Here is a 12,449-nt window from a genome sequence, read left to right on the forward strand (position 1 = left end):
TGTCTCCTGTTTCAGGGACATGACGAGACAGCGCCCGGTTTTGTGACAGGTCTTAGGCTTCGGCTTCCAGCGCTTCGGCGGCTTCGAGCCAGGCGTGTTCGGCTTCTTCGGCCGTTTCGGCGTGGGTGGCGCGGGTTTTCAGGAGCTTTTCAAGCTCTTCCGGCGGAGGGGTGCCTTCGGCAAGTTTCGCGTCAATCTTCGCGATGGCGGCGTTCGCCTTTTCCATCCGCTCCTCGGCTTCGCGGGCTTTTTTCTTCAGGGCGGTGAGGCGTTTCTTGTCCTCCGGCGAGGCGGCCGGTTTCGGGGCGGATGATTTCGGCTTCGCGTCTTTTGACTTGGCCTCTTTCGCCTCGGCGCGGTCAGCCTTCATGACGAGGGCGCGGTAGTCTTCGAGGTCGCCGTCATAGGTCGTCGCGCGGCCGTCTTTCACCAGCCACAGACGGTCAGCGGTCGCTTCGGCGAGGTACACGTCGTGCGTGATCAGGAGGACGGCGCCGGGGAAGTCGTTCAGCGCGTAGATAAGTGCCTCGCGGCTGTCGATGTCGAGGTGAGAGGTCGGTTCGTCGAGGATCAGGATGTGCGGCGCCGAATGGGACATGAGGCCTAGTAGCAGGCGCACTTTTTCGCCGCCCGACAGTTTCTCGACCTTTGTTTCCACTTTCTCCGCCGAGAAGCCCATGGCGGCCGCGGCGGCGCGCACTTTCGCGGGTGGCGTGTCCGGCGGCAGCAGGCGGCGCACATGGTCCAGCACGCTATCGCCCTCAGACAGCTCGTCCAGCTGGTCCTGCGAGAAATAGCCAATGCGGACAGCCTTCGGCGTGACGCGCTGGCCCGCCATGAGCGGGAGGCGTTCGGCGATGGATTTGACCAGCGTGGTCTTACCCTGTCCGTTTGCGCCGACGATGGCGATCCGGTCGTCCGGATCCAGACGAAGGTTGACCTTCGACAGGATACGCGCGCCTTCGCCATAGCCGAGATCGGCATCCTTCAGTTCCAACATCGGCGGGGCCAGCTTGTCGGCGGGCGGCGGGAAGTGGAACGGCGTGGTGCGGTCGGCGACGGGGATGGAGATGTCCTGCATCTTCTCCAGCATCTTGATGCGCGACTGGGCCTGCCGGGCCTTCGAGGCCTTGGCGCGGAACCGGTCGACGAAGCTCTGCAGGTGCGCGCGCTCCTTGGCCTGTTTGGCCTGCTGGGATTCCAGCTGTGCCAGCTTGGCGGCGCGAAGCTTCAGCCAGTCATCATAGCCGCCAGGCGTGATTGACAGCTTCCTGTGTTCCAGCGCCATCGTGTGGGTCACGCAGCGGTTCAGCATTTCCCGGTCGTGGCTGACGATCAGTACCGTATACGGATATTTTCGGATATAGGTTTCCAGCCAGGCGGCGCCTTCGAGGTCAAGATAGTTGGTCGGCTCGTCCAGCAGCAGGAAGTCCGGCTGGGAGAAGAGCACGCCGGCAATGGCCGCGCGCATACGCCAGCCGCCGGAGAATTCCTTGGTCGCACGGGTGAGGTCTTCATCCGAAAAGCCGAGGCCGTGGAGCACTTCGGCGGCGCGGGCTTCTGCCGACCAGGCGTCGATGTCCATCAGGCGTTCGTGGATCTCGCCGATCCGGTTCGGATCCGTCGCGGTCTCGGCTTCCTGCATCAGGGCGTGGCGCTCGGTGTCGGCGGCGAGGACAACCTCCAGCACGGTCTCGTCGGTCGGGGCGACTTCCTGTGCCACCCAGCCAAGCCGGGCGCCGGTGTTCAGCCGGATCGCGGCGTCATTGGTCGGATGTTCCACATCCTCCCGGATCAGGCGCAGCAGGGTCGACTTGCCGGTGCCATTGCGGCCGACAAGCCCGACTTTCCAGCCGGCCGAGATCTGCGCGGAAGCAGACTCGAACAGGGGCCGGGCTTCGACCTGAAAATCGAGGTTCGTGATGGTGAGCATGCGTGGGTGTGTAACCGCGCCTGTGGTGAAAGCAAGGCCGGGAATGATACTGAAGAAAATCTGTGCAGTGGCGGAAAAAGGGGCCCGCCATGCCTATCAATCCGGGGGGGCAGGACCAGGCATGGCGGGCTGTTCGCTGTCCCCGAGTGCGGTGGGAGAATGGGGATATGGTATCCACAGCGAAGAAGGCCCAAAGTGCGGGCTTCACAGACACGACGTTTCGGTCCGGCGCTTTATCCAGAATTTTTTCGCTGACCTGAGAATAAAGTGGAGCCCGCCGTCCCGGTTGGGATTTCCGGCCCGGCGGGCAGTCCGCGTCTGGCAGTTTCAGGGCTGTCATAGCGAACGGGACTTTTGAACATGACGACCGGCCCGCGCGAATTATCCATATCGGCCGAAAAGCGAGACAAAACCCGCCATGTCGTCTATCGCGGGGGGTGAGGACGGGACGACATGGCGGGCGGTTCGCCGTTCGGTTTCCAGGGGGGAAAGAAACGTTTCGAACGGGACCTCTCTCGTCCTTTCCATATGGGAGAAGCAGGCGCCGTTTCCATGGTATTCACGCGTTCGTGAGAGGTGAAATTCCGGTAAGGAATCGGGGCCTGAAAATGGAGGTGCCCGCCATGCAGTCTGTTGGGGCTCAGGGGGTAAGGCAGACAGCATGGCGGGCGGTTCGCTGTGTCATTTCAGGGAGGATACAACAGCGAACGGGACCGGTTGCGGCGAACCGCTTAAAAGTCAAACGCAGCGCGCTGCAGTTCCCGTCGCAGGAATCTCGATTGTGGCGGAAGTTTAATCCGAAGGACGCAGCGAAGCTGCCGCCTATTTGATTGCTTGCAGATCGTCCCAGTATTCGATGGGCGGAACGTCGCGGATCATCTCTTCGACCATGGCCGTGAAGCCGGCATTGAAATAACCGGACGTCAGGGCCCAAAGTGCGCGGCCGCGTTCGGTGCCCAGCACGAAGTAGATCACGCCGCGATAGGTTTCCCACGACTCCTTGTCCATGGCGCCGGACTTGTATTGCAGCCACTCATATTCCCGCGCACGCATCTGGCCGATCATCCAGAAGATCACCTTGGTCTTCTCTTCGAAACTCGGCGTTTCGACTTGCGACAATATCCGGCCGAGTTCCGGAAACTCGACGAATTTGTAGACGCCGGTCTGGTCATTCGCGAGCTGTGTCTGCCGCGACTCCGAGCGCAGCAGCACGGTGCCCTGACGGACCTGTATGGTCAGGAAAATCAGGGTGGCGGCAACCACGACGACGCCTGCGATCTGGGCGATATAGGCAATCTGCTCAAGGCTCATTTGGATTTTCCAGTCGAACTAGGCGCTGCAGGATCATCGAGTTGTCTCCAGATCAGCCACCAGTGATGCCGCCTGTCGAGCAAGGTATTCAAGCAATGACTGAAGCCCCGAAAGATTGCTTAGACGCGCGTTCAGATGGGAACGGAGCGCTGCCGATTCCCGGAGGTTTGCGGCTGAGCGCATAACGAGCCTAAAATCTTCTGGCGGCGGACAGTCTTTGTAGAATGAAGTGGGGTTTGTACCTGGCAGGCTGGGCTCGAAACTGGCCGCTGACAGACAGTCAGCGATGTGCATGCCGACGCGGCCTTCGATCAATTGGCGCGCCAGGTCGGTATAGGCGGATCTGAATGTCAGTGATATTTTAATCTCGTTGGCAGAGTCTTCATAATAGTCGCGCAGTCGGCGTTGCATCGATCCGCTGGCGATGAGGTCCAGATCGCCAGCATTCTGAAGTTCTTTATAGATCTGCGCCGACGGTGCGAACGGCCATTCGCCACCGGCAATCCAGCTGTCGAGGACAAACCACCACGTCTCATCTTCCGTTTCGGGCGGATCGGACCGCAGGGCGTCATCAACGCGCAGGGCGGCTGCCACGACTTCCTCGTACCACTGCCGGCGAACCGCAAAGGCATCAAGATCAGCGTGCAAATCGGCAATCAGTCGCTCACGCGAGGACTCTGCCTCGATCCGGTGCTGCCGCGCCTCATTCCAGTTGTTGACCTGCAGACCGATGAACACACCGAAGACCACGATCATCGTCTCGATGAAAACGGTGAACCAGTCCTGCTTGCGGATCGAAGTGGCGAGGCGCTGGAGGATCATCAAGAATCCTCTGGCGTGGATGGAATGAGCCGCATTCTGATTGTCCCCCAAGCTCAATGGCTTGAGGTCATCCTAAGCGGTTTTGGCGGACTGACAACAAAATGTCAGGTTGCGTGTCACTTGCCGACGTAGATTAGCGTGCGGCGGGGCACGTCTTTCAGGAAGGTCGCCAGGTCTTTCTTTGAGAACACGATGCAGCCATTCGAGCGGCCGAGTTTGCCCCATTTCTGCAGGAAGGTCGGCTCGGCGTAATCGGCAGCGTGGATGACGATGGCCCGGGCGCGGGCATTGGCATTGGTCGGGTCGAGGCCGTCGAGACGGAGCGACTTGCCATGCTTGCCGACATATTGCTCGGCCAGCAGGTAGGCGCCTTCAGGGCTCGCCGAGGAGCCGGGCACGTCGGAGAACTGGTCGAGGAAGCCGTCATGGTCCGGGTCGGAGCCGGATCCATGGGCTGCGCGGAAAGCGGCTTCGACAAGGCCGGTCTCCAGATTGACCAGATAGGCCCGCTTCTCGTCAGAGCGGCGGGCATAGTCCACGACGACGAGGTGGGTCTGGTCTGCTGTGTCGCTATGCGCTTTCAGGGAAGCCAGCGCCTGGCCGAGCAGTTCCGGCCGGATGAGGCCCTGCGGATCCACGGGAATCGCCGCCGCGGGCAGGGCAGAAAGGCAAAGGGCGGCGAGACTCACACTGGTGAAGGTCAGAAAACGTCTCATGGTGCCTTTTTACTCCTCACAGGTGCAGCAAGTTGTGCTGTCTTTGCCGTTAGGGAAGCTGCCTTTCCATGATGCAGCATACGGCCAGCTTCTCGCCAGATCATGAACGTGACAAGCCCCGCCACGCATACGCTGGCGATGCAAATGATAGTGATCGCTGTGATCAGGGTTTTGATCTGGAGCATGTCGCGTGCCTTTCCTTGCCGGGCAGGTCACGCGGACGTCGCGGAAGGCCTTGGCGCAGCGTGGCCCGTGAGTATGGTATCCTTTGAAAAATTGCGGAAATGAGGGCAGGAAAATGGCCGACGCGCCAACAGCAAACGATCTGTTCAGCGGCACCAAAGAGGTAGCTGAGACGCACAAGTTCGACGAGGCGGCCCTGGCCGCCTGGATGGAAGAAAATGTCGAGGGCTATGAAGGCCCGCTGGAAGTGCGCCAGTTCAAGGGCGGCCAATCGAATCCGACCTACCAGCTGGTGACCCCGAAAAAGAAGTATGTGCTGCGCCGCAAGCCGCCGGGCAAGCTGCTGCCCAGCGCCCATGCCGTGGACCGGGAATTCCGCGTGATTTCCGCGCTTTACCCGCTCGGATATCCGGTGGCCCGTCCCTATGGCCTCTGCACAGACGACTCGGTCATCGGCACGATGTTCTACGTCATGGACATGGTCGAAGGCCGGATCCTGTGGGACGGCACGCTGCCAGACTATGAGCCCGCCGAGCGCCGAGCCATCTATGAGGCCAAGGTGAAGACCTTCGCCGACCTGCACAATGTCGACTGGCGCGCCGCCGGCCTCGAAGGCTTCGGCAAGGAAGGCGACTATGTTGCCCGCCAGATCCACCGCTGGACGAAGCAGTACAAGGCGTCCGAAACCCAGCATATTCCGGAAATGGAACAGCTGATCGAATGGCTGCCGAAAAACATCCCGCCGGGTGACAGGACGACCATCGTCCATGGTGACTACCGCCTCGACAATATGGTGCTGCACCCGACAGAGCCGAAAGTCATTGCCGTGCTCGACTGGGAGCTTTGCACGCTGGGAGATCCGCTGGCGGACTTTTCCTACCACCTGATGAACTGGGTGATGCCGCCGGGTGATTCCACGCGCGGCTCGATCATGGCGATCAAGGACCTCAAGGCCTGGGGTATCCCGACCATGGAAGAATATGTCGAACTCTACTGCAAGCATACGGGCCGCGACGGCCTGCCGGAGCTCGACTACTACTTCGCCTATAACGGCTTCCGCCTGGCAGGCATCCTGCAGGGCATTATCGGCCGTGTGCGCGACGGCACGGCAAACAGCGCGAATGCGGAAAGCAATGCCGCCCGGGTCGTGCCGCTGGCACAATTTGCCGCCAGCTATGCCCGCCGTGCCGGGATGCCGGGGTGACGCCCGACCCATCCGGTGACGGGGACCACCCGGCTCAACACACACAGCGCCTGGGGCGGCGGGATCTGATCCTGCTGACCCTGGCGGGTGCTGTTGTCACGGCCAACGCTTATTACATTCATCCGATCATCGCCCTGGTGGCGAAGGATTTTGGCGTGTCGCCCTCCGAGATCGGACTGGTGCCGGCCCTGAACCAGATTGCGCTGGCGCTGGGCATCCTGCTGTTGCTGCCGCTGGGCGACCGGGTCTCGAACCGCAAGCTGGCGACCATCTTCGCCACCGGCCAGCTGGCAGGACTGATCGTCATGGCTGTGGCGACCGACTTCCGGGTCTTCGTGGCGGGCTCCACCTTTCTCGGCTTCTCCACCATCACCCCCTATTTGTTGCCGGCCTATGCCTCCAAGCGCGTGGCGCCGGAGCGGCTCGGCCAGGTAACCGCGACACTAACCACCGGCGTGATCGGCGGCATTCTGCTGGCCCGTGTCGGGGCCGGCTGGGTGGGGGAACATCTGGGCTGGCGCACGGTCTACTTCATCGCGGCGGCGGTAATGGCGACGGTGACCTTCATGCTGCCACGGATCATGGATGAGCGGGAAAAGTCCGACAAGGATGCGCCGAAGCATAATTATGTCGGCCTTGTCCTGTCTGTCTTTCCGATCATCCGGAAGCATCCGGAAGTGTTGTTGTCGGGCACCATCCAGGGGCTGGGCTTCGGCATTTTCCTGTCGGTCTGGCTGGGCCTCGGCCTGTACCTGACCAGTCCGGCCATGGGCTATGGCGCCGACACGGTTGGCTATCTGGCGGCGGTGTCGCTGCTGAACCTGATGACCACACCGCCCATGGGGGCCTGGGCCGACCGGATCGGGCCACGCAAGGCGCGGGTCTACATTGCCGTGCTGCAGTTCAGCGCTGTCTGCCTTCTGGGCCTGTTCGGGCACAGCCTTTGGTTGCTGCTGATTCCGATCATGATGATGAATGTCGTGGGCCCGCTGATCGACATCACCGGCCGGATGACGTTCCTCAGCCTGCCGCCCGGCGTCCGGACGCGCCTGATGACGGCCTATATCGTGCTGATGTTCGTCGGAGGAGGCATGGCCAGCTGGGGCGCTACCTATGCTTACGAACATGCCGGCTGGTATGGCACGACCACGCTGACGCTTTGCCTGTCCGGCCTGTTGCTGACTTTGTCTTTCCTGGGATGGCGGTTTGGTCCGGAGCGTGGTGGAAAGGTGTGAGGAGGAAGCGGACATGGTCATTCTGAAACGCATGAGCCTGGTGTTCGCCGCGCTGATCGTCGCGGCGGGGATAGGCTGGATCCTGATCGGGCCGGAATGGCGCGCGCTGCTGGCGCACCAGCCCTATGGTCGGGACGTCTTGTTCTGGAACCAGGCGCAGCGCGATGCGGGCTTCCGCATGATCGACCGTATTCCTTTCGTCATCGAGTCTCATGCCATTGCCCATGGCGATACGGCGCGCGACCTGCCCGAAGGCGAGCCGCTGGACCTGGGCCTTGATCTGGATGCCTATCTTGCTGCGAACCGGACAGCAGGCCTGGTTATTTTGCAGGACGGTAAAGTCCGGCTGGAACGCTATGAGATGGGCTTCCGTCCGGATGGCCGCTGGACCAGTTTTTCCGTCGCCAAATCCCTGACCTCCACGTTGGTCGGCGCTGCCGTGAAGGACGGAGCTATCCGCAGCCTGGATGATCCGGTGTCGGACTATATCGATGAATTGAAGGGCTCGGCGTATGATGGCGTGACGGTCCGTCAGGTGCTGACCATGACGTCTGGGATCGACTGGAACGAGGATTACAGCGACCCCCAGTCCGATGTTGCCCGGTTTGACCAGCAGGAGGCAGAGCCAGGGCGCAGCGCGCTGGCGACCTATATGGCAGGCCTCGGGCGCGCGCATCCGGCTGGGGAGGTGTGGAACTATTCCACGGGCGAGACCAACCTGATCGGTGTGCTGGTGAGCCGCGCCACGGGCCGGAACCTCGGCGGGTATCTCTCCGAAAAGATATGGGCGCCCTATGGCATGGCGCAGGACGCGACCTGGCTGCTCGGCAATGACGGGCATGAAATCAGCGGCTGTTGCATCCAGGCCTCGGTGCGGGACTTTGCGCGCTTCGGCCAGTTCATGCTTGAGGGCGGCAAAGCCGGCGGACAGAATGTGCTGCCTGAGGGCTGGATTGAAGCCGCCACCGTGACGCAAGCCGACATTGGCTCACCCGGCGAAGGCTATGGCTATCAATGGTGGACGTGGGATGACGGATCGTACCAGGCTGATGGCATTTTTGGCCAGGGCATCTTTATCGATCCAAACCGCAACCTCGTTATCGCCTCGAATGCCAGCTGGACGTCTGCATTGGGCGACACAGGCGGCGAATGGGAAGCCCGCAAGGCATTCTACAAGGCAGTTCAACACGCCATCGATATGGAGGCCGCGTCACCGCTGGGTGACGCCGTGCCATGATGGTGGCAGACTTCAGAAAAAGGGAAACGCCATGACCGAGACAATCAAGGGGCCGCTGCGAGCGCCCGTGCAGATGCTGCAGGAACAATCCTATGACGGGCACAAGAGCCTGCATGATGACAGCGAAGCCGAACGCCTCGGCATCAAGGCAGGCCCCATCGAAGGGCCGACGCATTTTTCCCAGTTTGTGCCTTATCTGGCTGACATCTGGGGCAATGACTGGTTCGAGCGCGGCTGCTTCTCCAGCCACTTCCTGAACATGGTGTTCGAAGGCGAGAAAGTGCGCGTTGAGGTCGACCGTCCGGCGCCCGGCGAAACCCGCACCCTGTGCCGCGCCTTCAAGGAAGACGGCACACCCGTGCTGGAGGCGAGCGCCTCCATCGGGCCGGATCATGGCGAGACCCTTCTGGAAGGCCGGATGAAGAAGTTGCGCCCGCCGGGCGATCTCGTCATTCTGGAAGACATGAAGGTCGGCATGACCGGCATCGCCGACGAGACCGTGACCATGGGCATGCACCAGCATATGGGAAGCCTCTACCCGTTCTCACTCGCCGACAAACTGAAAGTCATCACCGAGCCGATGGCGGTTTACAGCGATGCCTCCGCCGGACCATGGGGCAAGCCGATTGTGCCGCTGGAAATGGTCAGTGTGCTGGGCAATTACTCCAGCCGCACAGCAAAGTTCCCGGTCAAGCAGCCGGCGATCGGCCTGTTCGCGGACCTCGAAGTACGTATGGTCAATGGCCCGCTTCTGGTGGGGGAGACTTACATCCTGCGCCGCGAAGTGGTCGCCCTGTCGGAAAGCCGCCGGGTGGAGAATTACTGGATCCGCACGAAATTCTTCGACAAGACCGGAGACAAGCAAATCGCGGAAATGCTGCTCAATCACGGTGTGATGAAAGCCAGCTATCCCGCTTATCCAGCAGACAAGCTGCCTGCCTGAGGAGACCACTATGGCACTTTCCCCCGAACTGCAGGCCGTGGCCGACAATGTTGACCGTGACGGCTGGACAAAGGTCTATGTCCAGAAAAACCCGGCGGATCCGAATTCGCGCCTCCTGTTTACCGTGACCGTGGGCATGCAGGAAAAGTTCGGCCTGCCGGAACTGGTGGTCTTCGGCCTGAACCGTGAGACGGCCGATGGCATGATGCACAATGTCGCCGCCAAACTGGTGAAAGAAAAGAAATGGACCGGTGAACCGCTCCGCATGGATGGTGTGCTGAATGAAGCCGATGTCGAGCTGCGCCCGGTACATCCGGAACATCTTGGCGAAGTCGGTGCGATCAACATCATGGTCCGCCGCGAAACGGACCGTCCGCCGCTCGGGGGGATGATCCAGATTTTCTGGCCGGGGGATGATGGCCTGTTCCCGTGGGAGCCCGACAGTACGGACGAATTCCGCGATCAGCCGCGTCTGGATGTGTCCTGGAAGAAGGCCAGCCCATGAATGGATTCGACACAATTCTCTATTCCACGCAGGACGGTCATGCACGGATCACGCTGAACCGGCCCGACAAGCTCAACGCGCTCTCCTATGTCATGCAGTCCGAACTGTCCGCGGCCCTGTGGGAAGCGGACAATGACCGGTCCGTACACTGTGTGATCCTCGAGGGTGCCGGCCGGGCTTTCTGCGCCGGCTATGACCTTTCCGGCGCCGACGGAGACGTGCCCGTGTCCCCGGTGGAGGACAAGGAAACCAAGTCCTATCGCGGGGGTCGAAGCATCGATGACGACGCCTGGCAACTGGAGCGCCAGCAGCGCTGGCGGATGGCGCTGTTCGACATGCACAAGCCGGTGATTGCTAAAGTGCATGGTTATTGCCTGGCGGGCGGATGTGACCTTGCCCTGCTGGCCGACATGGTGATTGCCGCAGATGATGCGACCTTCGGCTTTCCGCCTGCACGGGATCTAGGCGCGCTGCCCAACAATTTCTGGGTCTACAATTGCGGCCCGCAATGGGCGAAGCGCTTGCTTCTCACCGGCGACACCGTGACTGGCACGGAGGCGCAGGCCATTGGCCTGGTCATGAAGGCCGTCCCGGGCGAAGACCTCGAAAACGAGGTCGTCGGCCTTGCCAGCCGCATGGCGAAAATCGACCCGGACCTCCTGTCCGCTAACAAGCGGATCGTGAACCTCGCCATGGAGCTTATGGGGGCGCGCACCCTCCAGCGGCTCGCGGTCGAGAACGATGTACGCGGGCACAATACGCGCGCGGCGGATGGCTTCAGGGCGAGTGTCGCTGAAAAGGGATTGAAAGCCACGTTGAGGGCCCGCGATGCCGCGTTTGGCGATGGACGCGCCCGGGTGCATGGACCGGAAAAAAGAGATTCGGACGGTCGTCTGATAGAAGAGTAGTGCACCGATTGCGGTGTTGTGGGGACGGGGCTAGGCTCCTCCCAACTGGAGGGATTATCTCATGAAACGCTTTGGACTGGTCGCGGCGGCGGCATTGGCATTTGCAGGCATGGCAAACGCACAGGAAGCGGTGATCCATGCGGGTTACCTGCTGGCCACGCCGGGGGATGGCTATCTGCGCAAGCAGACAATCATCGTCGAAGATGGACGGATTGTTTCTGTCGAAGCAGGTTACAAGCCCGGACCGAAAGGTGTGCCGGTGATCAATTTGCGCAATGCCTATGTGCTGCCGGGTCTGATCGACAGCCATGTGCATATCACCAGCGAGAACGGACCGGGCGAACGGATCAAGACGTTCGAGGACACGACGGTCGACCAGGCCTTCGACGGCGCAGGCTACGCGCACAAGACGCTGCTGGCCGGCTTCACAACCGTGCAGGACGTGGGCGGTTCAAACGATGCCGTGTTCGGCCTGCGCGATGCCATCGCGAAAGGGCTGGTGCCCGGGCCGCGCATGCGGGCCGCCGGACAGGCCGTGTCCGTGACCGGTGGACATGGCGACATCAACGGCTATTCGCCGGAAGTCATGGCGCTGTTCACCGGCAAGAATATCTGCAACGGCGCGGACGATTGCCGCCGGGCAGTCCGCCAGCAGGTGAAGGAAGGGGCTGACGTTATCAAGATCACGGCGACGGGCGGTGTCCTGTCCAACACCAAGGCCGGTCTTGAGCAGCAATTCACCGCTGCTGAACTGGAAGCCATCGTCGAGACGGCGCACTCCATGGGTCGCAAGGTGACGGCCCACGCGCACGGAAAGGTCGGCATCGAATCCGCCCTGCGTGCCGGCATCGATTCCATCGAGCACGGGACTTACACCGACGACGAAACCATCGCCTTGTTCAAGGAACACAACGCCACGCTGGTGCCGACCGTTTTGGCCGGGGCAACCGTGACAGGCTGGGTGAACGAGCCATGGCTGCCGGAAGCCAGCCGCGCGAAGGCAGCCATCGTCGGCCCGCTGATGCAAGACATGTTGCGCCGGGCACATGAGGGCGGTGTGAACGTGGCCTTCGGCACGGATACGGGCGTCTCGAAGCATGGCGATAATGCGCAGGAATTTGCCCTGATGGTGGGCGCGGGCTTCACGCCGGAAGAGGCCATCCGGTCCGCGACGGTGATCGCGTCCGAACATGTCGAAATGGATGCCGACATCGGCACCATCACGGTGGGCAAGTATGCCGACATCATCGCGGTCACGGCCGACCCGCTGAAGGACATCACGGAACTCGAAGATGTCGACTTCGTGATGAAAGGCGGCGTGGTCTACAAGAACGAAGACTGACCGCGTTTACCGGCGGCACCTCGCCCGGCCCGCGAAGGGTTTTGACAAGGCGGGGTGAACGCCGGATGCTGTTCGGGGATCCGGACGCAACCGGCCCGGATCATGCATGG

The 12,449-nt window shown here is 61.6% G+C and carries 12 protein-coding genes; 7 read left to right on the top strand and 5 right to left on the bottom strand.

Annotated elements, in window-relative coordinates:
• Positions 1 to 52: 52 nt before the first annotated feature.
• From HY17_RS15150 to HY17_RS15170, 5 genes are all read right to left on the bottom strand, one after another.
• The gene (locus HY17_RS15150) at positions 53 to 1,933 is read right to left on the bottom strand and encodes an ABC-F family ATP-binding cassette domain-containing protein (RefSeq protein WP_034768182.1); all 1,881 of its coding nucleotides are present in this window, start codon (positions 1,931 to 1,933) and stop codon (positions 53 to 55) included.
• Positions 1,934 to 2,755: 822 nt separating this feature from the next.
• Entirely contained in the window at positions 2,756 to 3,244 is a 489-nt protein-coding gene (locus tag HY17_RS15155; RefSeq protein WP_034768183.1) for a hypothetical protein, read from the bottom strand.
• 33 nt (positions 3,245 to 3,277) lie between these two features.
• The gene (locus HY17_RS15160) at positions 3,278 to 4,066 is read right to left on the bottom strand and encodes a hypothetical protein (RefSeq protein WP_034768184.1); all 789 of its coding nucleotides are present in this window, start codon (positions 4,064 to 4,066) and stop codon (positions 3,278 to 3,280) included.
• A 116-nt stretch (positions 4,067 to 4,182) separates the two neighbouring features.
• Positions 4,183 to 4,782, bottom strand: coding sequence for a murein L,D-transpeptidase catalytic domain-containing protein (locus tag HY17_RS15165; protein WP_034768185.1), 600 nt, complete (start codon positions 4,780 to 4,782; stop codon positions 4,183 to 4,185).
• Positions 4,779 to 4,967 (bottom strand): hypothetical protein, encoded by a 189-nt coding sequence (locus HY17_RS15170; RefSeq protein WP_034768186.1) that lies wholly within the window; start codon positions 4,965 to 4,967, stop codon positions 4,779 to 4,781. Before HY17_RS15170 ends, HY17_RS15165 begins: the two co-directional genes overlap by 4 nt.
• A gap of 113 nt (positions 4,968 to 5,080) precedes the next feature.
• Here HY17_RS15170 and HY17_RS15175 point away from each other — a divergent pair, with 113 nt between their 5' ends.
• The 7 genes from HY17_RS15175 to HY17_RS15205 all read left to right on the top strand — a co-directional run bounded on the left by HY17_RS15175 (position 5,081) and on the right by HY17_RS15205 (position 12,339).
• Entirely contained in the window at positions 5,081 to 6,169 is a 1,089-nt protein-coding gene (locus tag HY17_RS15175; protein ID WP_034768188.1) for a phosphotransferase family protein, read from the top strand.
• Positions 6,166 to 7,404 (top strand): MFS transporter, encoded by a 1,239-nt coding sequence (locus tag HY17_RS15180; protein WP_233348835.1) that lies wholly within the window; start codon positions 6,166 to 6,168, stop codon positions 7,402 to 7,404. The genes HY17_RS15175 and HY17_RS15180 overlap by 4 nt, the downstream gene beginning before the upstream one ends.
• Positions 7,405 to 7,417: 13 nt before the next feature.
• Positions 7,418 to 8,641 carry a serine hydrolase gene (locus HY17_RS15185; protein WP_034768190.1) on the top strand — a complete coding sequence of 408 codons (1,224 nt, stop codon included), beginning with the start codon at positions 7,418 to 7,420 and terminating at the stop codon, positions 8,639 to 8,641.
• Positions 8,642 to 8,672: 31 nt separating this feature from the next.
• Entirely contained in the window at positions 8,673 to 9,584 is a 912-nt protein-coding gene (locus tag HY17_RS15190; RefSeq protein WP_034768192.1) for a hypothetical protein, read from the top strand.
• Between the two features lie 10 nt (positions 9,585 to 9,594).
• On the top strand, positions 9,595 to 10,089 hold the full coding sequence (locus HY17_RS15195) for a DUF4262 domain-containing protein (RefSeq protein WP_034768194.1): 495 nt from the start codon (positions 9,595 to 9,597) through the stop codon (positions 10,087 to 10,089).
• Entirely contained in the window at positions 10,086 to 10,997 is a 912-nt protein-coding gene (locus HY17_RS15200) for a crotonase/enoyl-CoA hydratase family protein (protein WP_034768196.1), read from the top strand. Before HY17_RS15195 ends, HY17_RS15200 begins: the two co-directional genes overlap by 4 nt.
• A gap of 61 nt (positions 10,998 to 11,058) precedes the next feature.
• The gene (locus HY17_RS15205; RefSeq protein ID WP_034768198.1) at positions 11,059 to 12,339 is read left to right on the top strand and encodes an amidohydrolase family protein; all 1,281 of its coding nucleotides are present in this window, start codon (positions 11,059 to 11,061) and stop codon (positions 12,337 to 12,339) included.
• The last annotated feature ends 110 nt before the right edge of the window (positions 12,340 to 12,449 follow it).

Source organism: Hyphomonas sp. CY54-11-8, assembly GCF_000682735.1.
Taxonomy (GTDB): domain Bacteria; phylum Pseudomonadota; class Alphaproteobacteria; order Caulobacterales; family Hyphomonadaceae; genus Hyphomonas.

Coding starts and splice junctions, on each gene's coding strand:
- HY17_RS15160 (WP_034768184.1), bottom strand. CDS start 4,066: ATGATCCTCCAGCGCCTCGCCACTTCGATCCGCAAGCAGGACTGGTTC.
- HY17_RS15170 (WP_034768186.1), bottom strand. CDS start 4,967: ATGCTCCAGATCAAAACCCTGATCACAGCGATCACTATCATTTGCATC.
- HY17_RS15185 (WP_034768190.1), top strand. CDS start 7,418: ATGGTCATTCTGAAACGCATGAGCCTGGTGTTCGCCGCGCTGATCGTC.
- HY17_RS15165 (WP_034768185.1), bottom strand. CDS start 4,782: ATGAGACGTTTTCTGACCTTCACCAGTGTGAGTCTCGCCGCCCTTTGC.
- HY17_RS15195 (WP_034768194.1), top strand. CDS start 9,595: ATGGCACTTTCCCCCGAACTGCAGGCCGTGGCCGACAATGTTGACCGT.
- HY17_RS15155 (WP_034768183.1), bottom strand. CDS start 3,244: ATGAGCCTTGAGCAGATTGCCTATATCGCCCAGATCGCAGGCGTCGTC.
- HY17_RS15175 (WP_034768188.1), top strand. CDS start 5,081: ATGGCCGACGCGCCAACAGCAAACGATCTGTTCAGCGGCACCAAAGAG.
- HY17_RS15190 (WP_034768192.1), top strand. CDS start 8,673: ATGACCGAGACAATCAAGGGGCCGCTGCGAGCGCCCGTGCAGATGCTG.
- HY17_RS15150 (WP_034768182.1), bottom strand. CDS start 1,933: ATGCTCACCATCACGAACCTCGATTTTCAGGTCGAAGCCCGGCCCCTG.
- HY17_RS15200 (WP_034768196.1), top strand. CDS start 10,086: ATGAATGGATTCGACACAATTCTCTATTCCACGCAGGACGGTCATGCA.
- HY17_RS15205 (WP_034768198.1), top strand. CDS start 11,059: ATGAAACGCTTTGGACTGGTCGCGGCGGCGGCATTGGCATTTGCAGGC.